Raw genomic sequence first — 24,418 nt, 5'->3', positions numbered from 1 at the left:
CACTCCTTCTATTCTTCGAATAAGTAGCGCAAATACTGCTCGAATACGTCGGGCTCGTCGCCTTGAAAATACAAGTACGGATCGATCATGTCCGGCAAAGCGTTGACCTCAATAATCCCCCCGTTCTCCTCGTCAAGCGGCTGACGGATGTCCCGGCAGCGAATATCGACGCCGGCGACGTCGAGCGCAAGTGCGGCAGCCGCCTCAACGGCGACGCGCGCATGGTCCGGATGCATATCTCCGGATCTGTCGAACGGCACCTCGCTGATCTCGCTTGCCGCCATATTGTCCCGCTCGAACAGGCGCACCCGCTCGCCGACCGCGGGTACGTCGGCGAGACCTCTGCCCGCTTGCGCAAGGCCCGCCTGCAGCGTCTCCCCCAAGCACGTCGACCGGCAAGTAGGAGCCGACCGCTCCGGCGCGGCGGCTGCGGCTCGCCTGCTCCGCGTTCAAGCGCTCGATCAGCTGTCCCAGCGTCGACTTGCCGTCTCCCTCGACGCTCGCCGCCCGGTATTCCAGTGCGCCGACGACTCGCCCCCCGACGATGAGCACCCGGTAGTCGCTCCCGTGCACGTACTTCTGCAGCATGACGCGGTCGCTATGAACGAGCGCACGCCTCACGGCGCCGACCAGCTCGTCCTCGCTCCTCACGCGGATCGTCACGCCCGCGCTGCGGCTGGCGTCCAGCGGCTTCACCGTCACGAGGCGGTGCGCCCGCCAGAATTGGAGCGCCTCCTCGCCCGGACCGGATACGACCGTATAGGCCGGGACCGGCAGTCCGCTTCTTGCGAACAGCAGGTTGGAGGCGGCCTTGTTCTTGGCCAGCAGACCTGCCAGCAGCGGCATCCTGTGCGAGCGCGTACGGTTGACGACGATGCGTTTGCCCGCCCAAGTCAGCTCCAGAAATTCCTCGTCGCCGGGGATCAGCAGCCTCCCCGCGATTCCAAGCGCCTCCGCCTTTTTCAAAATAAGCCTGTTGTGCGTCTGTGCATCCTGCGACTGATCGCGTTTCAAGCGGCCGCTTCCTCCTCTGTCGAATCCGAATGATACGCCATGCCCTTAAATGATAATGATACTCAATATCATTTATCGCGATAATCATAAATCGCCCGGCTCATAAATGTCAATATCATTTATTTATGTATATATATGTATTGATGCATGACAAAAAACGCCTTCTTCTTGGCATGGAAAAAGGCGCTTAAAACCATCGCACTTTAATGGCGTAATCGGAAAAAATGCTGCTTACACGCTTGTCTCCGCCACCTTCTCATGTTTGAGCTTGGGGCAAGTCGGACAATAATCGTCGGGCTCGTCCGATGCCTGGTAATAAAAACAGCAGGTTTTGCGGATACGGATCGGCGTGCCCGATCCCTTCGTCGCGACCTTCGGCGCATCGAAGCGGGACAACGGGTTGACGCGTTCTCCGAACAGCTCCCCCCGGCGCGCCGCTCATCAGATAGCGGTAGTCCTCCCGCAAGCGGGCCGCCTCTTCCTCGCCGGCGCCCTCGACGAACCGGTCCTCATAGAGCCAATGCACATAGATCGCCGTATTTTCCCATAGTACGGCTTTGGACACCGGTCCGGCCTTGGACAAGCTTCCCCATACGCGCGACAAATTGTCGGCGAAGACGCGGCGAAGGACGCTCTCGCGCCATGCTTCCCGGCCCAGCGGTCCCGGCTGCGTAAGCGACCGGTCGTCCAGGCGAACCCGCGGCAGCCACGGCGATCCCTGATAGTGGGACTCGACGTGGCAGTTATCCAAGCCGTAGTCGAAGCATTTATTCAGCACGCTCATCGCGTAGAGGCTGGACGCCATCGCCAGGCAGCTGTAGCGCTTCGCGAACAGGGAGGCGCACGCCGTTCGGGTCGTGGCTTCGAACACGGCGTTGACGCGGTCAAGATAGGCGATACATAGATCCGGATCGAGCAGATCGGCGGCGCGGATCGACATGGACCGGTCCGCCGAAGGCGCCGTCGCGAAGCGGAATTCGCCGGCCAGCTTGTCGAGCTCTTCGTTGCTGAATGCTGCTGTCATATGCGTCCTCCTTTTTCCTGCGCCGCTCGCCTGCCCTTGCCGTGCGGCACGCACAGCGGCGTTCCGTACAGCGGGTCCTGAATGACGCTCGACTTCAAGCCGAACACCGCTTCGATCATGTCGGCGGTGACGATCTCTTCGGGCGCACCCTCCGCATAGATCTCGCGGTCCCGGATCGCCACGATACGATGCGCGTACCGGCAAGCCAGATTAATGTCGTGAAGCACCATGACGATCGTCCGGCCCTCGCTTTGGTTGAGCGTATACAGCAGGTCCAGCGCTTCGATCTGATGCGTCAGATCCAGATACGTCGTCGGTTCGTCCAGCAGCACGATATCGGTACCCTGCGCGAGCACCATCGCGATCCAGGCGCGCTGACGCTGCCCGCCGGACAGCGAATCGACCGGGCGCTCCGCCAGCTCCGACAGTCCGGTCGTCTCCAGCGCCTTCGTCACCTGCCGTTCGTCTTCGACGGACCACTGCCGCATCCAGCTCTGGTATGGATACCTGCCTTGCTTGACGAGCTGAAGCACGCTAAGTCCCTCCGGCGCCGTCGGCCCTTGCGGCAGCAGCGCCATCCGCTTGGCGACTTCCTTCGTCGGCAGCTCGGCGATGCTTCTTCCCTCCAGCAGCACGCCGCCCTGCCTCGGCTTGAGCAGACGCGCCATCGTCCGGAGCAGCGTCGACTTGCCGCAAGCCGTTCGGACCGATCAGCGCGGTCACCTCGCCCCTGGCAATCGACAGATTCAAATCCCGGAAAATAAAGGCGCTGCCGTAGCTAATCGACAAGTCGCGGGTTTCCAAAGCGTTCAAGCGGGCCGCCCCCTTTATTTACCATTCACTTTAAGCATTCCATGGATCGCTGTCAATGATATTGATAATTATTCTCAAAAAATGATTGATAATGAATTCCAGTTGCCCTAAAATAACGTACGACACAGACAATCAGCAAAAACCTTAGGAGGTATCTCATGGCAGTTTTTCCAACTGCGCCGCTTATTCGCTTGTCCCTGGCGGCAGTCGTCGTCATCGCAGCAGGCTGCAGCGCTTCCCCCTTCCGCCGAGCGATACATCCAATCGACCGCCGCTCCGTCCGTAACGGACGATGCGGCTTCTCCGTCTGCCGCTGCCGCCGAATCCGCTCCTTCGGCGGCGCCCTCCGGGTCCTCGCAGGCTTCGGCGTCCGCGGCGGCACAGACCGTCGAAGCGTCGGCCGTTCCCGATCCGTCTCCCGCCGCGAGCGAAGCCGCCGCTACGCCGGCCGCGCCGCCAACGCGCTCGCCCGCCGCTCCGGCCGCCACGCCGCCGCCGGCCAAAGAAGCCAAAAAGAACAACGCATCGGTGAACCAGGCGGTCACCGATTCGATACTGGACCGAAGCAAAGATACGAAGGCGACGGACGATGCGCAAATTGCCAAGCTTAAAAGCGAGATCGAGACGATACGTTCGCTCGTTAAGGAGCTCAAGCAGCAGACGGAGAACGGCGACGCGGAGAAGATCAAGGCATGCGCGGACCAGATTGCGCAAGCCTGGGAGACGATGAAGGACAAAGTGAACGCCGCCTATCCCGACATGACCGATTTTCTGCAAAAAAAGATCGATAGTCTGAACGCGCTCCAGACGAGCGACCCGTTCGATTCGGAGGCGATGCTACAGCTCGATTACGAGCTGTACCAGGCGTTCCGTCAGTTGTCCGACAAAGCGGGAGATTAATCGCGGTCAAGCGGATTTTCCAAAATAATGGTTGACAATTCTGGCTGCGGAAAAATATGATAATAACGATTTGTTTTGATAATGATTATCAATATCAATTTTATCGGACGAAAGGTGGATTCATTTTTTCTATGCTCAAATCTTTGTTCCGCACGTTAACGCTCGGTCTGACGGTCGCCTTGGCGGCCGTATCGGCCCCCTTCGCGCCGGCTGTCGCCGCCGCGCCGATCCAGGTCGTCGTGGACGGTCAGCGTCTCGCCCTCGACGTGGCGCCTCAAGTCGTGAACGGTACGACGATGGTCCCCTACAGCAGCCTGATCCCCAAGCTCGGCGCGACGTTAAGCTTCGACGCCAAGACCAAGAAGCTCGTCGTCAAGCGGAACCAGCAGAAGGTCGAGCTGACGATCGGCAGCGACAAGGCGAGCGTCGACGGCGCGTCCGTCACGCTCCCGGCCAAGGTGATCGAGCGTTCGGGACGTACGTTCGTCCCGCTGCGCTTCCTCGGCGAAGCGTTCGGTCTGTGGGTGAACTGGAACGACAGCGCCAGGACGGCCAGCATCGAGACGAAGCGCACGATCGCGCATGCGATGGGACAGACGACGCTCACTTCCGTTCCAAAGCGCGTCGTCGTTCTTTTCAACGGCATGGTCGACATCTCCCTCACGCTGGGCGTCAAGCCCGTCGGCGCGATCGAATCGTGGGTGCAGACGCCATGGTATCACTACCTGAGAGCGGATATGAGCGGCGTCAAGAGCCTCGGCAGCGAGCTTCAGCCCAATATCGAAGCGATCGTCGCGCTTAAGCCCGATCTCATCATCGGCGCCAAGACGCGACACGAGAAAATCTACGATCAGCTGTCGAAGATCGCGCCCACGCTGTTCGTCGGCCAACTGTTCGAATGGAAAGAAAATATGAGCATGGCCGCCAAAGCGCTTAACAAGGAAGCCGTAAACGATGCGTTCATGGCCGACTGGAACAAGCGGGTGGCCAGCTTCAAAGCCAACATCGGAGATCGCGCGAACAGCGAAGTATCGATCGTCCGCTTCTACGACGACAACTCGGCGCGCATCTACGTCACCGGGTTCGCGGGCTCCATTCTGAGCGAGCTCGGCCTGAGCCGGCCGAAGTCCCAGCAGTCGCCGGACAAGACGTTTGTCGACCTGTCCTCGCAGGAGCAGATTCCGCTGATGGACGGCGACATCATCTTCGACATTACGTCCAGCAATCAGGGCGGCGACGAGTTCAAGACGCAGGAAGCCTGGCAGAAGAATCCGCTCTGGACGAACCTCAAGGGCGTAAAGAACGGCAAATACTACAAGGTCAACGACATCACCTGGAACTTGTCCGGGGGCGCTACGGCAGCCAAGATGCTGCTGGACGATCTGTTCTTCTACTTTGACGTCTAATGGTCTATTGAATTGCATTGAAGCGACATGGAGGAATGAGCCCCGGGCTCATTCTTTCGCGCGCTCAGGAACTGGAGCGGAAATGATGGAAAGATTGTCAGCCAGCCCCCTGTTCAAGACAGTCGGACTTGCGCTCGGGCTCGTCCTCGTGGCCGCGGGCCTGTTCGCCAGCATGGCGTTCGGCTTGTCCACGATCGGCTTGTCCGACATCTACCGCGCGGCGACGAAGTATGACGCTGCTTCGAACGCGCAGATCATCGTGCATACGGCGCGCATGCCCCGGGCGTTCACGGCGGCGGCCATCGGCGCCTGCCTCGCCGTCGCCGGCGCGCTGATTCAGGGCCTCACGCGCAATCCGCTGGCCGATCCCAGCCTGCTCGGCATCAACTACGGCGCTTCCTGCTTGATCGTGTTCGCCGTGACCCGGCTCTCGATATCGTCGCTGCCGGCGCTGACCGCCGTCTCCTTCGCGGGAGCCGCGATCGCCGCGATCGCCGTATATATGCTCGGGGCGATCGGCCGCGACGGTCTGACGCCGCTTAAGATCATCCTCGCGGGGGCCGCGCTGAGCGCGCTATTCTCATCCTTCACGCAGGGCATGCTCGTGCTGAACGAGCAAGGGCTGAGCGAAATGATGTTCTGGCTGACCGGCTCCGTGGCGGGCAGATCGCTCGAGATGCTGCAGGCGGTGCTGCCCGTGATGGCAGCCGGCATGATCGGCGCGCTGTGGATCGCGCGGCATATGAACGTGCTGACGATGGGGGAGCATACGGCGCAAGGTCTGGGGCAGCGAACCGCGCTCATCAAGATTTTCGCCGGCATAATCGTCGTGGCGCTGGCCGGCAGCTCGGTGGCCGTAGCCGGTCCCGTGGGCTTCATCGGACTGATCGTGCCGACGCTCGTCCGTCCGTTCACCGGGAGCGATTATCGCTGGATCGTCCCCTACAGCGCCGTGGCCGGCGCGCTGCTCCTGCTCTCGGCCGACATCGCCGGACGCTTCCTCATCCGTCCGGAGGAGCTGCCGGTCGGCATCATGACCGCGATCATCGGCACGCCGGCCTTCATCGCGATCGCCAGAAAGGGGCTCGCCCAAAAGTGAAAAGCTACAAATCCGCCCGGTTCGCCAGGCTGCCGATTTCCTTTTTGCTGCACAAAAAGACGCTGACGACGGCGATCGTGCTGGCCGTCGCCGGCGCCGCGGCGCTGCTGCTCTCCGTAGGTCTCGGCGATATGCGCATGTATCCGCAGGAAGTCGTGCGGGCCATGCTCGGCAGCGGCGCCGAGGAGCACAGGCTCGTCGTCCATACGATCCGGCTTCCCCGTATTCTGGCCGCGTTCCTCGTCGGCATCGCGCTGGCGGCGGCCGGCTCTCTCCTGCAGGGCATCATCCGCAATCCGCTCGCTTCTCCCGATATTATCGGCATCACGAGCGGCGCGTCGCTGGCTGCCGTTGTTTTTATCAGCTATTTGTCGGCGACGGTCAGCATCGTCTGGCTGCCGGTCGCGGCGATGACAGGCGCCTGCCTGACCGCGCTGCTCATCTACATGCTCGCCTGGCGGCGGGGCGTGACGGCGATCCGGCTCGTGCTGGTCGGGATCGGCATCAACTTTTTGCTGGGTTCCGCGACCAAGGTGCTGCTGCTTAAAAATCCTGCCTATACGTCGTCGCAGGCTTATGTATGGCTCACCGGCACCGTGTACGGGAGCGATTGGGGGATGGTGGGGATGATCGCGCCATGGCTGGCCGTGTTTATCCCGGTCGCCTTCGCGCTCGCCCGTCATGTGAACGCCCTGCAGCTCGGCGACGATGTCGCCTCCGGCGTAGGCAGCGCCGTTCAGCGGCACCGCTTCGGCCTGCTCATGATCAGCGTGGCGCTCGCCGGCGCTGCCGTCGCCGTCGGCGGCGCCATTTCGTTCGTCGGGCTGATCGCGCCGCATATGGCTCGCAAACTGGTCGGCTCCTCGTTCGGCGGCATGCTGCCGATCTCCGCTTTGCTCGGCGGTCTGATCGTCGTCATAGCCGATACGATCTCCCGCACGGCTTTTTTTACCTTACGATATTCCGGTCGGCGTATTTACGGCCGGCGTCGGCGCGCCTTTTTTCATCTACCTGCTCTATCGCAATCGCCATGCGTGAGCGGTAATTGCCATGCGTCGCATAGGGACCGTCTCGCATACGAAAGACGGGACAAAACAGATTGCATCTCTGCTTCATCCCGTCTAGCCGATCACGGCCGATCGAACGGCTTCTTCTGTTTATACATCCTCTAACCTTTTGCGATCTCCCTGCCTTACTTCGCCTGCTGCAGCTCCGCGATGACCGATTTGTATTGCGCCAGCAGCTTGCCGAGCGCCTGCTCGATCTTCTCCGCATCGCCCGATTCGACGGCTTGGCCCAGCGCGATTCGGCCTTCGATAATGCCGACGCCTACAGGCGCCGCAGCCGCCGTCACGGTCTTGCCCCCCGGCGACGGCCGTCAATGTCGAAGGCGCCGTCACGATGCCTCCCTCGCCCGGTTTGACCAACTGCAGAGAGATCGAACCCGTCTCCGTCAGGCTTCCCTGGCGAATCGTGACGGCAGCCGCGGGCTGCGCTGCCTCGACCGAACCGGAAGCAGGCAGAGTGGCGGCAGACAGCGACAGCGTCTTGACCGGAGCGAGCTTGTTGTAACTGGCCAGCGTCTTCTTCCATTCCTCGACGGTGTCCGGCGCGTACTTCGCGGCGACCTCGGACGGGTCGGGCAGCTGCATGATCGCGGTTTGGGAGATTGCCTTTGCGGCCACTCCTGCAGTTAGCTTGGCCGACGATTGAGACAGCGGCGCCTGGGAGAGCGCATACTTCTCGGCAAGCGCAGGCCCGGCCGCCGCAAAGGCGGCGACTGGGCTGCCCAGCGCGGCGACGGCCATGGCGGTGACGGCGATTTTGGCGAACAGAGACTTGCTTTTCATCGTTGAATCACTCCTGCTTATAGTTTGTCTTGCATCTCCTACTTTAGAATGCGGATGTGGCATCCGATTGGTGGAATTGTGGAAAAACGATGGCACGCGCCCCGGCTCCGGAACGGACTTGCTATAATGAACCTATCGTTCGGCCGGGGAGGTCCTTCCTATTAACGAATATACGATTGCCGTCGTGGACGACGATCCGAATATCCGGCATCTCGTCGAGGCTTATCTCATGAAAGAAAATTATCGCACCGTCGGTCTGGGTTCCGCGGAAGAAGCTTGGGATCTATGGACGAGCAGCCCGCCGGATCTCTGGGTGCTGGATATTATGCTGCCGGGTATGGACGGATACGAGCTGTGCAGGCGCATCCGCAGCGACGCTGAAGTGCCGATCATCATGATCTCGGCCAAGGACGAAGAGGTCGACAAAATATTGGGGCTTGAGCTGGGCGGCGACGACTATCTGGTGAAGCCCTTCAGCCCCCGCGAGCTGGTGGCCCGGGTGAAGCGTCAGCTTCGCCGCTGGTACCGGCTCCATGCCGCGAACGAGACGGCCTCGCCGACAGCCGCGCCTGCCTTCGTCGAGGTCGGTTCCTTGCGCGTGTATCCGGAGGAGCGACGCGCTTATTGGGGAGGCGCCGAATTGGAGCTAACCTTTAAGGAGTATACGCTGCTTCAGGTACTGGCGGAGCATCCCAATCGCGCGTATACGCGGGAGGAACTGCTCATGCTGGTGTGGGGCGACGATTACTTCGGCAGCGACCGGGCCGTCGATCACCTGATCAAGCGGCTTGCGCAAAAAAAGCCGAGCAGCTCCCGATCGAGTCGGTGTGGGGGCACGGCTATCGCTTAAGAGCGGACGGAGGGATTCAGTCATGAAGCTGCTTCATCAGATCAATCTGGCATTCGGTTCGCTGCTCGTGCTCGTCTTGGGCATGACGGCGCTGCTCATTCATCTGGTACTGATCGATCACTTCATGGGCGAGCAAAAGCAGGAGCTTCGTACGATGGCCTCCAGCATCGCATCCTCGCTCCAGCTTCAGGCCTTGCCTTTTGCAGGCACAACCGATACGACGCGCTCTCTCGATCAAGCCGTCGCGCTGCCTGTCGACGTCGAGGCTTTCGTCTCGGATGCCGAAGGCCATATCGTCAGCGGCAATACGAGACCCGTATCGCTCACGCCTTCCGTACAGGCGCTCCCCGCGGCCGTCCTGTCAGCCAAGGACGCGATGAAGACGCTTAGCGCATCCGGCGTGCAGATCAGCAGCGGTTATCTGGTCCATACGGACCCGGTCCCCCAAGGCACGCTTACGCTGCGCACGCCGATCAGCAAGATCAACGCGATCGAACGCGCGCTTCTCGGCCGGCTGCTGATCGTGCTGGGCGTCGGCGGCGCGGTCGCTCTGCTGCTCAGTCTGCTGATCACACGCAAGCTCATTCGCCCGATGGTGAAGCTGCGCCGGGAACTCGCGAAGGTGCAGGAGCGCCGGTTCGCCGACGTTCGGCTCGTCCCCGCCGGCGGCGAGATCGGCGCAGTCGCGCGGACCGTGTACGATCTGGCGGGGGGAACTGGAACGGTACAACCGGGTGCAGAAGCAATTTTTCCAAAATGCCTCCCACGAGCTCAAGACGCCGCTCATGTCGATCGCCGGCTATGCGGAAGGCATCCGCGACGGCGTATTCGAAGGCGAAGGCGCCCGTATGGGGCTGGACATCATCGTCAACGAGAGCGGACGGATGACGAAGCTCGTCACGGAAATGACGCTCCTCGCAAAGCTGGACAGCGAAGCGGACGTCGTACAACCGATCGTCGTCCGCATTGGCGAACTGCTGACCGGCGCCGCCGAGCGGATCAATCCGCTGCTTGCGCAGCGCGGGCTGTCATTGGACATCGTCTGCGCCGACCATGCGGAGGACGAACTCGCGATCATGGCCAACAAAGACAAGCTTTTGCAGGCGCTGCTTAATGTCTTGTCCAACGCCGCTCGCCATGCTGCACGGCGTATCGTGATCGAAGCCGGAATGGTCGACGGCCGGGTCGTCATCCGGGTGCTCGATGACGGGAAGGGCTTCCCGGACGCGCTGCTCCCGCACCTGTTCCATCGATTCGTCAAGGGCAAGGACGGCGAGAACGGCCTTGGTCTGGCCATCTCCCGCGCGATCGTCGAACGATGCGGCGGCCTGATTCGGGCGGATAATCAGGCATCCGGCGGGGCCGTGATCTCCCTCAGCTTTCCGCAGTCGGCAGCCTGAAGTCCGCGCAAAATAAAGGAGCTGTATCCCCGTCTCGTCAAGACGATCCGGGGACACAGCTCCTTTTTTGGTTGTGACGAACTCATAGTCAGGCCGGATCTACCACCCGAAGATGGCGTCGATGACCGGCTTCGTATGGCCGCCCGGGTAGAGGAGGTACAGCAGCACGTACACGGTAATGCCCGTAATCGCGGTAATGAACCAAATGACGGCGGTTATGCGGCCCCATCGACGGTGCTTCGCATATTTTTCCTTGAAGCCGAGCACGAGCGTGGTGATGCCAAATACGGCCGCGACCATCGCCAGCGTGATATGGAACAGCAGGAATATCAAATAGATCGTCTTGAGATGATCCGGTCCGCCCCACTCGGTATTGCCGACGAAAATCGTGCGGGACACGTAGATGATGAAGAAAATGACGGCAGCGACCGCTGCCGCGATCATCGTCTTCTTATGGGCTTCTCGTTTTCCCCGGATAATGAGGTTCCAGCCGATCGCGACGAGAATGGCGCTAAGCGCGATAAAGCTCGTGCTGATCGTCGGCATAATGGTGTAGCTTGACAAGTGGGCTCACCTGCTCCATAAATGTTGGACAACTGCTCCCATTGTAACCTGCCTTTGGCCCCAGTTCAATTGCGTACGGCCCCACTTCACACATTGTTCAAACGGCTTGACGAAGCATGGTCGAACGCGGGATCGTCGTCCTGCGCGCGCTCTCTCCGGTACCACTGCATGAAGACGGTGTACAGCGCGGCGATGTTGACGAACTCCTGCAGGAGCTTCATGATAATGCCGCCGAGCTGCTGATCGTCGATCGGCTTGAGCAGGCTGAAAAAGGCCGGGCCGCCCTTGAACTGAGCCAAAAAAGCGGACGGGTCGCCTGCGATGCAGTAGCCCATCGCTTTAGCCCAGACATCCGCGTCGTTGTAGACGCTGAACAGCGGCGTACTCGCGAAAATAATGAGGACGCACGCCGGCGTCAGCAGCAGACCGTTCAGAAAGATGAAGCCGAGCTTGCGCAGATTGGTCAGCTTGCTCCATTCCGCGACCGGGCACATCACATGCCACCAGCTGATCAGCGCCGCGCCGAGCATCACGAAATAGTAGACGCCATGCACGACGTAGTGCGTCATGATCCAGTCATGGTTAGCCGGCATATGGTACACCGAGAACAGCAGGTTAAACGCGAACAGCCCCAGAAGCGGATTCATGAGAAACCGCAGCGGCCGCCAGAACGGCTTCGAGAAAATAGATTTCCACAACCACGCAGGCACGCCGTAAATCAACATCGGCGGCACGATAAAATAGGAAATCGCCATCGCCGTCATATGGAAAGTAAACATGAGGTGGCCCATCAGGCTAAGCGGGCCGCCCTGCGCCAAATACAGCAGCACGATGCCTGCAATGAACGCCGCTTGCCGCTTTTTGGCGACGGGCTCGCTATGAATGAACCGTTCCCGCCAGGGTCCCGTGACGAGCGAATACAAAATGACGATCAATAAAGCGATGATCATCATAACCGGGCTCCATAGGTCGGCGAACGAGAAATATTCCAATCCCATACCCATCGTCGTTCCTCCTTTCGATCAATCCCGATCCATCGCAACAAACAGGCAGCGATAAACCGCGCAAATCGCCTTAACCGTTAAAAAGAGAGGCGGCTTGTAGGCCCGCCTCTCTTCAGTTCTTGTTATTTTACCACCAAACCCAGTACAGCGCCATGATCACCATCGTGAAGACGACGATGATGCCGAAGATGATGCCCATCGTCGCGAACAGATGGCCGCGATCCTTCAAGTGCATCCAGAACGCCAGCTGTACGAAAACTTGCAGCAGCGCCATGGAGACGAGAATGATGTACGTGAAAGTCGTGTTGATCTCGCCGGCCGAAACCGCGGCGAAGGCGATGATCGTGAGCACGAGGGACAGGACAAAAGCGACGACGTGCTTCTGCGGTCCTTCGTGCCGGTGACGTCTCTTGGGTTCCGAAGCGGCTGCCGAATGGTCGTTGGCCATGAGGTTAACCCACCTTTCCCATCAGGTATACAACGGTGAAGATGAATACCCAAACGACGTCGATAAAGTGCCAGTAAATGGCGGATACGTAGATCTTCGGAGCGGTAACGACGGTAAGGCCTTTCTTGAAGATCTGGGCGATGAGCAGCCCGATCCACAGAACGCCGAACGCGACGTGCGCGCCGTGGAAGCCGACCAGCGTGTAGAACGAAGAACTGAATGCGCTCGTCGTCAGCTTGTGGCCTTCGGACACGTACGTGTTGAACTCGTAAATCTCGAGCCCGAGGAAGCTCAGGCCGAGCAGGATCGTGATGATCAGCCAGACGATCATCGCCTTGACCTTGTGCTGGTGCAGCGCCTGAACCGCGAATACGCTGGCGAGACTCGATACGAGCAGGATCATCGTCGCCGCGAATACCATCGGCAGCTCGAACAGATGATCCGGCGTCGGACCGTCGAGCGTCTGATGGCGAAGCGCGATGAAGGCCGCGAAGAGGGTTCCGAACAGCACCGTCTCCGCGCCGAGGAACAGCCAGAAGCCAAGAATTTTATTGCGGCCTTCTAACGTCGCCTTTTCGGGCTCATGAGGAAGGTGTCCGTCTAAGTGATGGTCGTGTGCGCTCATGCGTGCACCCCTTTCTCCTGCTCCTCAGGCTCGATATGGAAGCCGTGATCGTCGAACACGGAGCGGCAGAACATGCTTCCGAAGGTAACCACGAGCCCTGCGATGGCAATGATCAGGTGATCGTACATGAAGCCGAGCGCCGCGGCGAACAATCCGATGCTCATGATGAGCGGGAGAATCGAAGGCGATGGCATGTGGATCGGCCCGACCGGCTCGGCCGGCGGCATTTCGGTATTGCCCTTTTGCTTTTCGTTCCACCATGCGTCATAGGAGCGCACGAGCGGAAGCTGCTTGAAGTTGTACTCCGGCGGCGGCGAAGGGATCGACCATTCGAGCGAGCGGCCGTCCTCCCACGGATCGTCGGCCACAGGCTTCTTGTTCGCCGCGCTGACGATGACGTTGACGACGAAGATGATCGTGCCGATGCCCATCAGGAACGCGCCGACGGTGCTGACCGCATTCATCGTGTCGAAGCCTTGGCCCGGCAGGTATGTCCATACGCGGCGCGGCATCCCGATCAGTCCCAGGAAGTGCTGAATGAAGAAGGTCATGTGGAAGCCGATGAAGAACGTCCAGAAGGTCGCCTTGCCCAGCTTCTCGTTCAGCACCCGGCCGAACATCTTCGGCCACCAGTAGTGAAGGCCGGAGAAGATGCCGAAGATCAATCCGCCTACGATAACGTAGTGGAAGTGAGCGACGACGAAGTAGGTGTCGTGGTACTGGAAGTCTGCCGGCGCGACGGCCAGCATGACGCCGGTGACGCCGCCCATGACGAACGTCGGGATGAACCCGATGGCGAACAGGCTCGCGGAAGTGAACGAGATCGAGCCGCCCCACAGCGTGAACAACCAGTTAAAGATCTTGACGCCCGTCGGCACCGCGATCAGCATCGTCGCGATGGAGAACAGGCCGTTCGCGACCGGGCCGAGACCCGTCGTGAACATATGGTGCGCCCAGACCATGAAGCCGAGGAACGCGATCAGTACGGTCGCGAATACCATCGAGCTGTAGCCGAACAGGCGCTTGCGCGAGAACGTGCTGACGACTTCGGAAATGACGCCGAAGGCCGGCAGAATCAGGATGTAAACTTCGGGGTGTCCGAAAACCCAGAAGATGTGCTCCCAGAGCACGGCGTTGCCCCCGTTGCCCGTCTCGAAGAAATTCGCCTGGAACAGGCGGTCGAACGTCAGCGCGACGAGGCCGACCGTCAGAACCGGGAATGCGAATACGATCAGCGCGGACGTGATGAAGATCGTCCAGGTGAACATCGGCATGCGCATGAAGGACATGCCCGGCGCGCGCATATTGATGATCGTTGCCATAAAGTTGATGCCGCCCAGCAGCGTGCCGATACCGGCGATCTGCAGGCCCATCAGATAGTAATCGACGCCGTGGCCGCCTGCGTACATGGGTCCGGCCAGCGGCACGTACGACGTCCAGCCCGCATCCGGGATGTCGCCTGCGAACCAGCTGATGTTCAGCAGAACGCCGCCCGCGAAGAAAGTCCAGAAGCCGAGCGAGTTCAGGAACGGGAACGCGACGTCGCGCGCCCCGATCTGCAGCGGGATGACCGCGTTCATGAGCGCGAACAGCATCGGCATCGCCGCCAGGAAGATCATCGTCGTACCGTGCATCGTGATCAGTTGGTTAAACGTATCCGCCCCGACGAAGTCGTTCATGGGCTTAATCAGTTGAATCCGGATCAGGACCGCCTCAAGGCCGCCGACCAGGAAGAACAAACCGCCGGCGATTAAGTACAGGATCCCTATTTTCTTGTGGTCGACGGTCGTCAGCCAGTCCATCAAGCCGCGATATCGCTTGACCGTGTGCGCGTGTGCAGCCAAAGCCGCGTCCTCCTTCATTCCCCGCAGAAGCTAGAGTATTAGTATTCGAGCTTTTGGCCGGCCAGATACTTCGCGATGCCGTCGAGCTCTTCTTCCGTAAGGCCGGTCGCCGTCGTGCCCTTGCCAGGTCCGTACTTGACATCCGTGCCGACGTCCGGCATCTGGTTGCCCGGCTTGATCGTCTGCGCGTGAGCGATCCAGTCCTTGAGGTTCTCCTCTGCCGACTTTTCGTCGTTGTAGAGGATACCGCCGACGGTGAGCCTGCTGCCGACGCCCGTAAGGTTCGGCGCCGCGCTGCCCGCGTTCGTCTCGCCGATCGCGTGGCAGGTCAGGCACTTGCTCTCGAACGCCGCCTTGACGTTCTCGTCCGCAGGCATGGAGACCGGAGTCTTCATCGCCGCGACCCAGCGGTCGAACGAAGCCTGGTTGACGGCCTTCGCCTTGAAGTCCATCAAAGCGTGGGAAGGGCCGCAAAGCTCGGCGCACTTGCCTCTGAACACGCCTTCGTTGGGGAACTCGAGGTAAAGCTTGTTCGTCGTGCCAAGACCCGCGTTGGTGTCGATCTTGCCGCCGATGGACGGAATCCAGAAGGCGTGCGTCACGTCGCCGGACGCCAGCTTGAACTGGATCTTGCGGCCCGTCGGCACGATCAGCTCCTGCGCGGTCTTAATGCCGTATTCCGGATACTCGAACTCCCACCAGTATTGGTGAGAAGTGACGGTAACCTGAACCGCCTCGGGATCCTTGGAATAGTCCTTGGACAACCCGAAAACCGTGTTGATCGTCGGGACGCCCAGAATGAGCAGCAAAATAATCGGAACGACCGTCCAGATAATCTCCAGCGTGTGATTCCCTTCGACTTGCTTCGGGACCGTATTGTCGCCTTTGCGCCGGCGGAAGCGGATCAGTACGTAAATACAGATCGCAAACACGACGACAACGACAAGCGCCATGATCGAGATCGAGAGCGTCATCAGGTCAAATTGCTTTTGCGCCACCGGCCCTTTAGGGCTCAATGTCGACAGATCCTCCCTACCGCACGCCGACAGCAATAGCGCCATGCCGGCCACGAGCGGAAGCAAACGCTTTAATACGCGCCACCGATTCATCATCCATTCATCCCCACTTTGACATAATCACGGATCGCCCTCTTCTCTGACTGTGGCGGCGGCGATCCATGTGTTGCGCGATGTCGAACTTTGTACACGCACGTGCCTAAACCCTCTAATAAATATAAAGATTGGTACGACAGTTTGTCAATGTTCACACAACAGTTCACAAATTGTTCTCAAAACTGTCAAAATCGTTGCGCCGCAAGGGTTTCAAGGCTCGATTTTGCGTTTTCGCGGGCCTTTGGCCCCCTCATGCAAAGGCTTTCTTCGTCCGCAAGCCCGCGAGGGCTCCCGATCTTCGGCCGCAGGCCTTTCCATCAGCTTTTACCATTGACGGCTTGTTTTATGTACGCGGGCGCGGCATACTTTTGCGGCGGCGGCGAACACTAGTCGCATCGCATCCAGATTCCGAGGAGGACCCGTTTATGAACAAGCGCCGTTGCGCCCATGCAGTTCTGCTCGCGGCCGCGCTGACGGCGACGTTGGGCGGCTGCAACTATAAAGCCCATCATCAGCAAAGCGCCAACGATTACGGCAGCAGAACGGCTAACGATCCCAAAATGTCCGGCGTTCGCGCCTACAGCCATGTCGTCACCGATCCGCGCGCGCATGACAATCGTTATTTCGAATACAGCTCCGCCCTTTCCTACCGCTTGTCCAACGTGCCGGGCGTCGCCAACGCCATCGTCATGGTGACGGATAAAAACGCGTACGTCGGCATATCCACCGATCTGACGGCGACGGGCGTTCGCTCGCACGGCGGCGGTCAAAAAGCGCGCGAACAGGACAATACCGGCACAACCGAAGGCGTCTATAACGTGGATACGGGCAGCACTTCCTGGGATTTGACGAAAATCGTGACGCCCTACAATTCCTCGTTTTCACACAAGGACATCTCGGATCTCTCGACGGAATTCCGGCAGACCTTGGCCAACGAGGTGCGCAAAATGGCGCCCAACGTTAACGGCGTCCACATCTCCGCCAACATGGAGTATGTGAACCAACTGCTCGGCTATGCCAAAGCCGCCTGGGACGGACAACCGCTTGCCCCCCTTACGCCAAGCTTCAACAGGCTTGCCAAGTATATGTTCGCGGCAGGCGACGAAGTCCCCCTTCCGGTGCCCGAGCCTACCGCGCACGCCGCGCGCAAGCATGGATGACCGACACACCTTAAAAGCGGGCTGCGCAGAGAGCTTCATTTCTGCAGCGGCCCGCATTTTATTTATTTGTGAGTTTGAGTTAGGCGATTTTATCGCACATCTCGCGCCGAAGAGCCGAGCAGCGGCCGAGTTAGGCGATTTTATCGCACATCTCGCGCTGTAAAGCCGAGTAGCGGCCGAGTTATACGATTTTATCGCACATCTCGCGCTGAAGAGCCGAGCAGCGGCTGAGTTATGCGATTTTATCGCACATCTCGCGCTTAAGAGCCGAGCAACGACCGAGTTATGCGATTTTATCGCACATCTCGCGCCGAAGAGCCGAGCAGCGCCTGAGTTATGCGATTTTATCGCACATCTCGCGCCGAAGAGCCGAGCAGCGGCTGAGTTATGCGATTTTATCGCACATCTCGCGCTGTAAAGCCGAGTAGCGGCTGAGTTATGCGATTTTATCGCACATCTCGCGCTGAAGAGCCGAGCAGCGGCGGAGTTATGCGATTTTATCGCACATCTCGCGCCGAAGAGCCGAAGAGCCGAGCAGCGGCCGAGTTATGCGATTTTATCGCACATCTCGCGGCCGAAGTCCGGCTTCGCAAGGGCGATCGGTCGGTTGGTTGGCATTTCAAGGTGAGGGTACGATAATTGAAATCAAACTTGCAGGGGGGCTGATTCGCATGAGCGATCTTGAATAGAAGCGCAAAATGCCGCGACATAAAAAAAACAAGGCCCCGAGTCGGAGAGGCCTTGCGAAAAATCGGTGGTCAGGAAGCGGACGAGTTGATCCTCATCAGCTCGCGTTCAACGATAACGGTAAGTTCATCTTCATAGCCGCCGGTGATTCTGTATTTCCGGATGTAGTCCTTCACGAACTTGCGCGGATCCTTGGGGCGAAAAATTCTCGTTAGTTCCTGCAGACTCTCCTGAACTTCGTTATGACCGCGCTTTGCCATGCCATAATCCCTCCCGGCGGAAACTTCCCGCAAGATTCGTACAGAGTTGACGCCCGGCTGCCCATATTTAGATGTTTACTTCCCGTTCGCCTCATTATACCAGTTCGACTTGAGGTTTAACAGAAAAACCGTCCTCAGACGTCTACCTCGAACCATTGTTCCCCGCCCGGCAAGCTGAAACGGTCGCCCGCCTTGAGCTCTTGCCGATCCCCGGCAGCCAGCCGCGTGCCGTCGGGCAAATATGTACCGTTGGACGAGCCGTGGTCGACCAGCGAAAAAACGCGGCGGGAAGGATCGTAGCTGACCGTGCAATGCTTGCGGCTGATCTCGGCGTGGCCGTCCGGATAGACGAGCTCGCATTGATGGCTGTCCCTGCCGATGGCCAAAGGCCTGTCCGCCAAGCTGTAGCTGACGCCGGCAAACTGCCCCGCCACGCCGACGAGACGCGGCTCGCCTTCGCCTGCCGTCGCAGTCGTGCCCCGCCCGGTCTTATCCGACGCGTCGCCCAGGCTCCGGAGCGGGATGGTGTATCCCGGCTCGTCGCTTTCTTCCTTATCGGTATCGGCGTCATAGCCGTGAGCGGCTTGGTTCGAAGTAAACAAGTCCGAATTCGCGGGCCTGGACTCGTCCTCCTTCGTACTCTTACCCCGCGAAGTCATCTGCAGAAACGCCAGCACCGCGATAACCGATACGGCGATGCCGATCGCCATGGCCGCCAGGAGCGGAAGCATGCCTTGCGACTCCAGGCGCTCTGCGGCCGTTTGAGCGGCCGGCGCCGCCTCCGCCTTCAGGCCCGGCCATGCCGCGGCGGCGAGCGCCAGCGCGGCGGCCGACAGGGCGCGGAAGCCGGACCTTCTTTTCATGGCGGCTCCTCCTAGTCATGTAAACGCTTACTAATGCGTATGCGCAGGTTTATTATTTAATACCGCTTATGATCTCGATTATAGCTTGATTCCGCGGCCCGTTCAATGTTTGCCCGGATGGCCGGGACGAGATCGGCAGCCTGACTAAAGGCCGCCGATCAGGTCGCGGAGCTCGCTCGCCGAAGGCGCGCGAAAGGACACCTTAAGTCCGCTCGCGTCCGACGATATGTCCTTGATCTTGACGACCTTGGGCAGCTCGTCGCCCAGCGGGATGACGACGTCCTCGAACCGGTCGGCGGGCAGCTTCACGCCCCGGAGCGAAGCCCCCCTCGACCTCCGCAATCAGGTTGGGCGACGCCCATTTTAGCCGATATACGATCGTCAATCCGACCGGGATCCGCTCCCTGATCTTCAGATTCACGTCCGCCGCCAAACGATCGCCGTCGAGCAGGCGGAAACGGGCGCCCGTGATCCGCGCGTCGGGCGTGTACATTGGATTTTGCGCGATCGATTCCTTGGCCAGGTTGTTGACGTCAGCCTCGGAGAGCGCCAGCTGCGTCGACACGCGCTTGAGCATTTCGACCGCTTTTTTCTCGAGATCGACCTTCTCGTAGGAGAGATCGAGACGCTCGGCCGGCTTGATCAATTGATATAGAATAACGCTCCCCACTGCGATGAGCACGACGAGGGCGATGAGGGCGAACAGCAGTTTTTTCAAAGGAAGGCCTCCTCCTGACAGTACTTCTTGCGGGGCGCATGCGAGCCTGGCGCACATTGACTTGCATCCCTACTTAAGAGTATAACATTAAGTAATTCAAACGTCGGACAGTTCGATCGCCGCGCGGACTTGGCGCCCTGTCCGAGCTCCAGCCAGCCGTCCCTTCGGGGGCGGCTCTTCATTTAGGATCAGGAAGGAAGATGATGACCTTGTCAGACTCATTACCCAGCAGCGCCCCCGCCTCTATCCGGATGGAGGACATTCTGTTCGCGGCCCATACGCTCCGCAGCGTCGTAGCGCCCACCCCGCTGCAGTTCAATCCTCGCCTGTCCGCCAAGCACGGCTGCAGGATCCATCTGAAGCGCGAGGACCAACAGGTCGTGCGCTCCTTCAAAATTCGCGGCGCCTACAACCTGATCTCCGGCTTGCCCGCGGAGGAGCGCGAACGCGGCGTCATCTGCGCGAGCGCGGGCAATCATGCGCAGGGCGTCGCTTATTCCTGCGCCGCGCTCGACATTCCAGGCATTATTTACATGCCCGCGACGACGCCGCGCCAAAAGGTCGGACAGGTCGAGCTGTTCGGCGGAGACAAGGTCGAGGTCAGGCTTACCGGCGATACGTTCGACGACGCCTATGCCGAAGCCCTGCGGGCGGTGCGGGAAACGGGCATGACCTTCGTCCATCCTTTCGACGATCCCCGAATCATCGCAGGCAACGGAACGGTGGGTAAAGAAATCATGGAGGTGTGCAAGGAGCCTGTCGACGTGCTGATCGTGACCGTCGGCGGGGGCGGTCTCGCCGCGGGCGTCGCGTCCTACGTGAAAGCCGTCAGCCCGAGTACGCGCATCATCGGCGTCGAGCCCGAAGGCGCCCCTTCGATGCTGGCCGCGATGGAACGCGGCGAGGTCGTGCCGCTCGAGGAGATCGACAAGTTCGTGGACGGCGCGGCCGTCAAGCGGGTCGGCGATCTGACTTACGCACTGTGCCGCGACCTGCTCGACGAGGTGGTCGTCGTGCCGGAAGGACGCGTATGCACGACGATCCTCGAACTGTACAACGAGCACGCGATCGTGGCGGAGCCGGCCGGGGCGCTGACCGTCGCCGCCCTGCCCATGCTGGCGGAACGTCTGGCCGGCCTGAGCGTCGTCTGCGTCGTAAGCGGCGGCAACAACGATGTCGACCGCATGCAGGAGATCAAGGAGCGTTCGATGATTTACGAAGGGCTCAAGCATTACTTCATGGTCAACTTTCCGCAACGCTCCGGCGCGCTCAGAGAGTTCCTCGACGACGTGCTCGGCCCGGACGACGATATCGTCCAATTCGAATACACGAAGAAGCATAATAAGGAAAACGGCCCGGCCCTTGTGGGCATCGAGCTCAAGAGCCGGGACGACTACGGCCCTCTGGTCGAGCGGATGAATCATAAAGGGTTCCGGTACGCGGAGCTGAACAAGGACCCGCTGTTGTTCAACCTGCTGATCTGACCGGCCTCGGCCGCGGCTTTGATCGCATGCAGATTATGGCTATAATGGTGAGGTCATGCATTCCGCCCGCCGCTTGCGCGCCAGAGGGCTTCAAAGGAGAATTCCGTTGAAGACGGCTTCGATCAAATCGATGTTTACCAAAGAAATATCGCTGCTGGCCATCATCCTCTATCTGGTGGAGTTCGTGCGCGGGGCGGCGCTCATCGGCTTTTTGCCCATCTACGGCAAGGAGACGCTCGGTCTTGACCTGGACGTGATCGGCGCGGCCATCACCGCGCACTACTTGATCGATACGGCGCTTAAGCTGGGGATGGGGTATCTCGTCCACCGGTTTCCCGTCAAAAAAAATCATCAATATCGGCTTGCTCGCCTCGCTGGCCGGGATGGCGCTCATCGGTTGGGCGGACGTGCCCTGGATCTTCATCTCGGCCGCCGGCCTGTATGGGCTCGGCATCTCGCCGATCTGGATTTATTGCCTAACCAAGGTCAAGGAAGAGAGCCGCGGCGCCCAGATGGGCTTCTTGTACATGATCTGGCTCGTCGGGCTCGGCTCCGGTCCCGTCGTCCTCAATCTGGTGCTCGTGCACAGCGAGATGGCGAGCTACTGGATCATGGTGCTCGTCTCCGCCGGCGCCTGGCTGCTCTCTCTGATGATTCCGAAGGAAGCGCATGCCGAAGTGGCAGCCGTACCCTTTCGCAAGCAATTGGCCGTGCTCGGCACGCATTTGAAGGACATGCGCTTGCTGCTGCCCGGCATGATCCTGCAGACGCTGGCGGCCGGCATGCTGCAACCGATCCTGCCCAGCTTCGTAAAAGATCATCTCGGAATGGCATCCTGGCAATATACGCTTCTTCTGCTCGCCGGCGGCGGATTTACGGCGCTCGGGCTGATCCCGATGGGCAGACTGTCGGACCGGCTCGGCAAAAAGTGGTTTCTGGTCGTCGGCTTCATCCTGTTCGGCGTCGCGCTCTACGGCTTGACGCTCGGCCCAGTGACCGTGCTGGCATTTGTATGGGCCGTCACGCTCGGGTTGTCCTACGCGGCCGTGCTGCCCGCCTGGAACGCGCTGCTGGCGGCTTACGTGCCGCCCGAGCAGAAGGGCCTCGGATGGGGCGTGCTCTCCGCCGTCGAAGGCATCGGCGGACTGCTCGGCCCGATCATCGGCGGATTCGCGGCTACCGGCTACGGCGAGCCGTCCGTCGTCTTGAGCACGGCGGTCATCTTTGCCGTCATCGGCGTCATCTACCTGCTGTTCCCATTCCGCCTGTTTCGCGGGGAGACGCCCGCACAGCGCATGTGAGGTAATCTATGCTTCAGCTATTGTCCGACAGAATCGCCGCATTCGCCGCCACGCGCTGGCAGGAGTGGATGACCTACCTAAAAGGCATGAGCCTCGAAGACATTCAGGCGTTGCTCGACCGCTATTCGGCGCTCGGGCCGCTGCCCGGCATTCTGCTGCCTTTGGCCGAGTCGCTGCTGCCTTTTTTGCCGCTCATCGTCATCGTCGTGGGCAATGCCTTGTCCTACGGACTATGGCTTGGCTTCCTTTATTCCTGGATCGGCGCCAGCTGCGGCGCCATCCTCGTGTTCCTGCTCGCCCGCCGCTTCGGCTCCCGCTACGGCGAGCGCATCCGGAGGCGGATGCCCCGCATGGAGCGCCTTTTCTCCTGGGTGGAGCGCAAAGGGTTTACGCCGATATTTATCCTGTCGTGCCTGCCCTTCTCTCCGTCGGCCGTCGTTAATATCGCATCGGGCATCTCCAAGATCCCGACGCATACGTTCGTTACCGCCATCATCATGGGCAAGGCCGTCATGATCTTTACGCTCTGCTTCCTCGGACACGACCTGAACGCGCTCGTCCACCAGCCCTGGCGGCTGCTCGTCGCCGGAGTCATCCTGGCCGCGCTGTGGTTCGCGGGGAAGAGGCTGGAGGGCCGGTACGTAGGGTGAGCTGGTGCGCAAGGCTGCGGGTCGTAGGCGGACCGAGACATTGGCACTGGCAACCGAGGCCCGGCATGGAGTCGGGCACCGAGGCCTGAGATGGAAGTTGGCATGGAGGCTGGCAAGGACTGGCATGGAGGCTGGCACGTCGTATGGCATGGAGTCCCTGGCATGGAGTTCTTGGCATGGAGGTCCTGGCATGGAGGCTGGCACGGCGTCTGGTACGGCGACTGTCGTCAGGTGCCAACAGTCGCCGATAACGCGGCTTCCTGATGCTGAACGCCCGGCATAAGGACGCCTTGCACGTGGCAACCTATCCGGGAGTCGACGATATCACCGGAAGGAGGGATCGCCATGTCCGGCGAACAACCGTCAGGCGCTCAGATCGAGGCCAGAAAAGCGCAGTCCAATGCCGACAGGACAGGCTCCGGCAAGGACGCGGCCAGCCGCCTCCAGTCCGAATCCGACCACTCCGCCATGCGCAAGCACGGCAAGTAATCCCAGCGAGGCGGTGACTTCAGATGAGCGAAAATAACGAAATGCTGCCATTGTCCGGCGAAAAGGTCGAATCCGACGGCATCTACCGCGACGAGTGGGGACGCGAGCTGAAGCTCGAACGCGGGGACGAATTTCCGTCCGATCCGATGGTCGGCAGCACGGAGTGGGAATGGGTCGAGGCGGTCTACGACAACCACCACGACGGCGAAACGGACCCGCGCCTGGTCCCGAAGGAAAAGGACGTCAACAAGCAGGATAAAATCGAGCATCCGCGCAGGCAAGTGGACCGCGGCTCCAAAGGCTGAATACGAAAAATCGGCGATCGCTCCGAGTATTTTGGAGGCGATCGCCGATTTTTTGATTGTGGCGAGGATGATGATATCGGTGCGGCAGGGGGATAAGACGTTGGTGAGGCGTTGTTGCGTAGATGGGACCAGGTAACTGGGGAGAGTAAGACGATGGCGCGACGTTGTTGCGTAGATGCGAACGATTAGCTGGCGAATAAGACGATGGCGCGGCGTTATTGCGTTGATGTGATCAGGTAACCGGGAAATAAGACGATGGCGCGGCGTTATTGCGTTGATGCGACAGGGTAACCGGAGAATAAGACGATGGCGCAGCGTTATTGCGTAGATGCAACAGGGTAACTGGGGAATAAGACGATGGCGTAGCGTTATTGCGAGCATTAGTTCGCGGAGATGCTAACGGATGCCAACCTGCAAGGTGCAGCAACCAAGGTTGGAAGCCTGTAGAGTAACTTTTAGTCTCTACAGCATCATTTAGACCGGTTCGCGAGGCTGTAGAGTAACTTGTTGCCCCTCCAGCACCATTTAGACCATGCCGCGAGACTGTA

28 protein-coding genes and 4 pseudogenes are annotated in these 24,418 nt (G+C 60.0%); 13 read left to right on the top strand and 19 right to left on the bottom strand.

The window, feature by feature from the left end:
• Nucleotides 1-8: 8 nt before the first annotated feature.
• From OMP40_RS10860 to OMP40_RS10840, 6 genes and pseudogenes are all read right to left on the bottom strand, one after another.
• Nucleotides 9-236 carry a hypothetical protein gene (locus OMP40_RS10860; RefSeq protein ID WP_277531254.1) on the bottom strand — a complete coding sequence of 76 codons (228 nt, stop codon included), beginning with the start codon at nt 234-236 and terminating at the stop codon, nt 9-11.
• A complete protein-coding gene (locus OMP40_RS10855) occupies nt 205-1,014 on the bottom strand; it encodes an ATP-grasp domain-containing protein (RefSeq protein WP_277531253.1) in 810 nt (269 codons plus the stop codon). The genes OMP40_RS10860 and OMP40_RS10855 overlap by 32 nt, the downstream gene beginning before the upstream one ends.
• A gap of 231 nt (nt 1,015-1,245) precedes the next feature.
• Nucleotides 1,246-1,410, bottom strand: a complete 165-nt coding sequence (locus OMP40_RS41460; protein ID WP_420871919.1) for a (2Fe-2S)-binding protein — start codon at nt 1,408-1,410, stop codon at nt 1,246-1,248.
• Between the two features lie 157 nt (nt 1,411-1,567).
• Nucleotides 1,568-1,798 (bottom strand): annotated as a pseudogene (locus OMP40_RS41455) (IucA/IucC family C-terminal-domain containing protein); the annotation flags it as partial.
• A 236-nt stretch (nt 1,799-2,034) separates the two neighbouring features.
• Nucleotides 2,035-2,851: pseudogene (locus OMP40_RS10845) on the bottom strand (ABC transporter ATP-binding protein).
• A 107-nt stretch (nt 2,852-2,958) separates the two neighbouring features.
• Entirely contained in the window at nt 2,959-3,396 is a 438-nt protein-coding gene (locus tag OMP40_RS10840; protein ID WP_277531250.1) for a hypothetical protein, read from the bottom strand.
• Between OMP40_RS10840 and OMP40_RS10835 the strand changes: the two genes are divergently transcribed.
• From OMP40_RS10835 to OMP40_RS43080, 4 genes are all read left to right on the top strand, one after another.
• The gene (locus tag OMP40_RS10835; RefSeq protein ID WP_277531249.1) at nt 3,380-3,751 is read left to right on the top strand and encodes a hypothetical protein; all 372 of its coding nucleotides are present in this window, start codon (nt 3,380-3,382) and stop codon (nt 3,749-3,751) included. The genes OMP40_RS10840 and OMP40_RS10835 overlap by 17 nt on opposite strands.
• Nucleotides 3,752-3,882: 131 nt before the next feature.
• Nucleotides 3,883-5,157, top strand: a complete 1,275-nt coding sequence (locus OMP40_RS10830; protein ID WP_277531248.1) for a stalk domain-containing protein — start codon at nt 3,883-3,885, stop codon at nt 5,155-5,157.
• An 82-nt stretch (nt 5,158-5,239) separates the two neighbouring features.
• A complete protein-coding gene (locus OMP40_RS10825) occupies nt 5,240-6,256 on the top strand; it encodes a FecCD family ABC transporter permease (protein ID WP_277531247.1) in 1,017 nt (338 codons plus the stop codon).
• The gene (locus tag OMP40_RS43080) at nt 6,253-7,428 is read left to right on the top strand and encodes a FecCD family ABC transporter permease (protein WP_459076908.1); all 1,176 of its coding nucleotides are present in this window, start codon (nt 6,253-6,255) and stop codon (nt 7,426-7,428) included. The genes OMP40_RS10825 and OMP40_RS43080 overlap by 4 nt, the downstream gene beginning before the upstream one ends.
• Here the strand turns inward: OMP40_RS43080 and OMP40_RS10815 are convergent.
• The gene (locus OMP40_RS10815; RefSeq protein WP_277531246.1) at nt 7,414-8,106 is read right to left on the bottom strand and encodes a hypothetical protein; all 693 of its coding nucleotides are present in this window, start codon (nt 8,104-8,106) and stop codon (nt 7,414-7,416) included. The genes OMP40_RS43080 and OMP40_RS10815 overlap by 15 nt on opposite strands.
• Before the next feature lie 160 nt (nt 8,107-8,266).
• Between OMP40_RS10815 and OMP40_RS10810 the strand changes: the two are divergent.
• A pseudogene (locus OMP40_RS10810) lies at nt 8,267-8,982 on the top strand (response regulator transcription factor).
• Here the strand turns inward: OMP40_RS10810 and OMP40_RS10805 are convergent.
• On the bottom strand, nt 8,973-9,248 hold the full coding sequence (locus OMP40_RS10805; protein ID WP_277531245.1) for a hypothetical protein: 276 nt from the start codon (nt 9,246-9,248) through the stop codon (nt 8,973-8,975). The pseudogene OMP40_RS10810 and the gene OMP40_RS10805 sit on opposite strands and share 10 nt — an antisense overlap.
• Nucleotides 9,249-9,317: 69 nt before the next feature.
• Nucleotides 9,318-9,743, bottom strand: a complete 426-nt coding sequence (locus tag OMP40_RS10800; protein ID WP_277531244.1) for a hypothetical protein — start codon at nt 9,741-9,743, stop codon at nt 9,318-9,320.
• Between OMP40_RS10800 and OMP40_RS10795 the strand changes: the two are divergent.
• A pseudogene (locus OMP40_RS10795) lies at nt 9,742-9,831 on the top strand (hypothetical protein); the annotation flags it as partial. The gene OMP40_RS10800 and the pseudogene OMP40_RS10795 sit on opposite strands and share 2 nt — an antisense overlap.
• Nucleotides 9,832-10,032: 201 nt before the next feature.
• Nucleotides 10,033-10,356: a sensor histidine kinase gene (locus OMP40_RS10790; protein WP_277533106.1), complete on the top strand. Its 324-nt coding sequence runs from the start codon at nt 10,033-10,035 to the stop codon at nt 10,354-10,356.
• Between the two features lie 99 nt (nt 10,357-10,455).
• Here OMP40_RS10790 and OMP40_RS10785 read toward each other — a convergent pair whose 3' ends face one another.
• The 6 genes from OMP40_RS10785 to coxB all read right to left on the bottom strand — a co-directional run bounded on the left by OMP40_RS10785 (nt 10,456) and on the right by coxB (nt 15,953).
• Nucleotides 10,456-10,902: a DUF420 domain-containing protein gene (locus tag OMP40_RS10785; protein WP_420871959.1), complete on the bottom strand. Its 447-nt coding sequence runs from the start codon at nt 10,900-10,902 to the stop codon at nt 10,456-10,458.
• 104 nt (nt 10,903-11,006) lie between these two features.
• On the bottom strand, nt 11,007-11,924 hold the full coding sequence (gene ctaG / locus OMP40_RS10780) for a cytochrome c oxidase assembly factor CtaG (RefSeq protein ID WP_277531242.1): 918 nt from the start codon (nt 11,922-11,924) through the stop codon (nt 11,007-11,009).
• Between the two features lie 127 nt (nt 11,925-12,051).
• Nucleotides 12,052-12,372 (bottom strand): cytochrome C oxidase subunit IV family protein, encoded by a 321-nt coding sequence (locus tag OMP40_RS10775; protein ID WP_277531241.1) that lies wholly within the window; start codon nt 12,370-12,372, stop codon nt 12,052-12,054.
• Nucleotides 12,373-12,376: 4 nt separating this feature from the next.
• Nucleotides 12,377-12,997 carry a cytochrome (ubi)quinol oxidase subunit III gene (locus OMP40_RS10770; protein WP_277531240.1) on the bottom strand — a complete coding sequence of 207 codons (621 nt, stop codon included), beginning with the start codon at nt 12,995-12,997 and terminating at the stop codon, nt 12,377-12,379.
• Nucleotides 12,994-14,859, bottom strand: coding sequence for a cytochrome c oxidase subunit I (gene ctaD / locus OMP40_RS10765; protein ID WP_277531239.1), 1,866 nt, complete (start codon nt 14,857-14,859; stop codon nt 12,994-12,996). Before ctaD ends, OMP40_RS10770 begins: the two co-directional genes overlap by 4 nt.
• Nucleotides 14,860-14,879: 20 nt before the next feature.
• Nucleotides 14,880-15,953, bottom strand: coding sequence for a cytochrome c oxidase subunit II (gene coxB / locus OMP40_RS10760; RefSeq protein ID WP_277531238.1), 1,074 nt, complete (start codon nt 15,951-15,953; stop codon nt 14,880-14,882).
• 425 nt (nt 15,954-16,378) lie between these two features.
• Between coxB and OMP40_RS10755 the strand changes: the two genes are divergently transcribed.
• The gene (locus OMP40_RS10755) at nt 16,379-17,113 is read left to right on the top strand and encodes a hypothetical protein (RefSeq protein WP_277531235.1); all 735 of its coding nucleotides are present in this window, start codon (nt 16,379-16,381) and stop codon (nt 17,111-17,113) included.
• 758 nt (nt 17,114-17,871) lie between these two features.
• Here OMP40_RS10755 and OMP40_RS10750 read toward each other — a convergent pair.
• The 3 genes from OMP40_RS10750 to OMP40_RS10740 all read right to left on the bottom strand — a co-directional run bounded on the left by OMP40_RS10750 (nt 17,872) and on the right by OMP40_RS10740 (nt 19,641).
• The gene (locus OMP40_RS10750) at nt 17,872-18,060 is read right to left on the bottom strand and encodes a hypothetical protein (protein WP_090109397.1); all 189 of its coding nucleotides are present in this window, start codon (nt 18,058-18,060) and stop codon (nt 17,872-17,874) included.
• A 134-nt stretch (nt 18,061-18,194) separates the two neighbouring features.
• Nucleotides 18,195-18,923 carry an FHA domain-containing protein gene (locus tag OMP40_RS10745; protein ID WP_277531233.1) on the bottom strand — a complete coding sequence of 243 codons (729 nt, stop codon included), beginning with the start codon at nt 18,921-18,923 and terminating at the stop codon, nt 18,195-18,197.
• Between the two features lie 202 nt (nt 18,924-19,125).
• Nucleotides 19,126-19,641, bottom strand: a complete 516-nt coding sequence (locus OMP40_RS10740; RefSeq protein ID WP_277531232.1) for a hypothetical protein — start codon at nt 19,639-19,641, stop codon at nt 19,126-19,128.
• Between the two features lie 251 nt (nt 19,642-19,892).
• Here OMP40_RS10740 and ilvA point away from each other — a divergent pair, with 251 nt between their 5' ends.
• Nucleotides 19,893-21,125, top strand: coding sequence for a threonine ammonia-lyase IlvA (gene ilvA / locus OMP40_RS10735; protein WP_277533104.1), 1,233 nt, complete (start codon nt 19,893-19,895; stop codon nt 21,123-21,125).
• On the opposite strand, the gene OMP40_RS40005 is transcribed toward ilvA, so the two are convergent.
• Nucleotides 21,109-21,549, bottom strand: coding sequence for a hypothetical protein (locus OMP40_RS40005; RefSeq protein WP_338131100.1), 441 nt, complete (start codon nt 21,547-21,549; stop codon nt 21,109-21,111). The genes ilvA and OMP40_RS40005 overlap by 17 nt on opposite strands.
• On the opposite strand from OMP40_RS40005, the gene OMP40_RS10730 reads away from it, so the two are divergent.
• From OMP40_RS10730 to OMP40_RS10715, 4 genes are all read left to right on the top strand, one after another.
• Nucleotides 21,533-22,426: an MFS transporter gene (locus tag OMP40_RS10730; protein ID WP_338131099.1), complete on the top strand. Its 894-nt coding sequence runs from the start codon at nt 21,533-21,535 to the stop codon at nt 22,424-22,426. The genes OMP40_RS40005 and OMP40_RS10730 overlap by 17 nt on opposite strands.
• 8 nt (nt 22,427-22,434) lie before the next feature.
• Entirely contained in the window at nt 22,435-23,076 is a 642-nt protein-coding gene (locus OMP40_RS10725) for a TVP38/TMEM64 family protein (protein WP_277531231.1), read from the top strand.
• 345 nt (nt 23,077-23,421) lie between these two features.
• Nucleotides 23,422-23,565: a hypothetical protein gene (locus tag OMP40_RS10720; RefSeq protein WP_277531230.1), complete on the top strand. Its 144-nt coding sequence runs from the start codon at nt 23,422-23,424 to the stop codon at nt 23,563-23,565.
• 23 nt (nt 23,566-23,588) lie between these two features.
• On the top strand, nt 23,589-23,870 hold the full coding sequence (locus tag OMP40_RS10715; RefSeq protein WP_277531229.1) for a transposase: 282 nt from the start codon (nt 23,589-23,591) through the stop codon (nt 23,868-23,870).
• Nucleotides 23,871-24,418 lie beyond the last annotated feature (548 nt).

The sequence above is a fragment of the Cohnella rhizosphaerae genome (assembly GCF_029525575.1).
GTDB classification, from domain to species: Bacteria; Bacillota; Bacilli; order Paenibacillales; family Paenibacillaceae; genus Cohnella; species Cohnella rhizosphaerae.
This window is presented reverse-complemented; position numbering and strand designations above follow the sequence as displayed.

Bases quoted from the DNA above. Each gene is read 5' to 3' on its own strand.
- OMP40_RS10770 (WP_277531240.1), bottom strand. From the start codon at position 12,997: ATGAGCGCACACGACCATCACTTAGACGGACACCTTCCTCATGAGCCC.
- OMP40_RS10860 (WP_277531254.1), bottom strand. From the start codon at position 236: ATGCATCCGGACCATGCGCGCGTCGCCGTTGAGGCGGCTGCCGCACTT.
- OMP40_RS10720 (WP_277531230.1), top strand. From the start codon at position 23,422: ATGTCCGGCGAACAACCGTCAGGCGCTCAGATCGAGGCCAGAAAAGCG.
- OMP40_RS10815 (WP_277531246.1), bottom strand. From the start codon at position 8,106: ATGAAAAGCAAGTCTCTGTTCGCCAAAATCGCCGTCACCGCCATGGCC.
- OMP40_RS10745 (WP_277531233.1), bottom strand. From the start codon at position 18,923: ATGAAAAGAAGGTCCGGCTTCCGCGCCCTGTCGGCCGCCGCGCTGGCG.
- OMP40_RS10775 (WP_277531241.1), bottom strand. From the start codon at position 12,372: ATGGCCAACGACCATTCGGCAGCCGCTTCGGAACCCAAGAGACGTCAC.
- OMP40_RS10805 (WP_277531245.1), bottom strand. From the start codon at position 9,248: ATGGCCTTCGGCATCCGAGACGAAAGCCTCGACGTCGACAGGCAGCGC.
- ilvA (WP_277533104.1), top strand. From the start codon at position 19,893: ATGGAGGACATTCTGTTCGCGGCCCATACGCTCCGCAGCGTCGTAGCG.
- OMP40_RS10785 (WP_420871959.1), bottom strand. From the start codon at position 10,902: ATGCCGACGATCAGCACGAGCTTTATCGCGCTTAGCGCCATTCTCGTC.
- OMP40_RS10725 (WP_277531231.1), top strand. From the start codon at position 22,435: ATGCTTCAGCTATTGTCCGACAGAATCGCCGCATTCGCCGCCACGCGC.
- ctaD (WP_277531239.1), bottom strand. From the start codon at position 14,859: ATGAAGGAGGACGCGGCTTTGGCTGCACACGCGCACACGGTCAAGCGA.
- OMP40_RS10790 (WP_277533106.1), top strand. From the start codon at position 10,033: ATGGCCAACAAAGACAAGCTTTTGCAGGCGCTGCTTAATGTCTTGTCC.
- OMP40_RS40005 (WP_338131100.1), bottom strand. From the start codon at position 21,549: ATGAAGATCCAGGGCACGTCCGCCCAACCGATGAGCGCCATCCCGGCC.
- OMP40_RS10830 (WP_277531248.1), top strand. From the start codon at position 3,883: ATGCTCAAATCTTTGTTCCGCACGTTAACGCTCGGTCTGACGGTCGCC.
- coxB (WP_277531238.1), bottom strand. From the start codon at position 15,953: ATGATGAATCGGTGGCGCGTATTAAAGCGTTTGCTTCCGCTCGTGGCC.
- ctaG (WP_277531242.1), bottom strand. From the start codon at position 11,924: ATGGGTATGGGATTGGAATATTTCTCGTTCGCCGACCTATGGAGCCCG.
- OMP40_RS10750 (WP_090109397.1), bottom strand. From the start codon at position 18,060: ATGGCAAAGCGCGGTCATAACGAAGTTCAGGAGAGTCTGCAGGAACTA.
- OMP40_RS10715 (WP_277531229.1), top strand. From the start codon at position 23,589: ATGAGCGAAAATAACGAAATGCTGCCATTGTCCGGCGAAAAGGTCGAA.
- OMP40_RS10825 (WP_277531247.1), top strand. From the start codon at position 5,240: ATGATGGAAAGATTGTCAGCCAGCCCCCTGTTCAAGACAGTCGGACTT.
- OMP40_RS10800 (WP_277531244.1), bottom strand. From the start codon at position 9,743: ATGAGCGGCGTCTTGAGCTCGTGGGAGGCATTTTGGAAAAATTGCTTC.
- OMP40_RS10755 (WP_277531235.1), top strand. From the start codon at position 16,379: ATGAACAAGCGCCGTTGCGCCCATGCAGTTCTGCTCGCGGCCGCGCTG.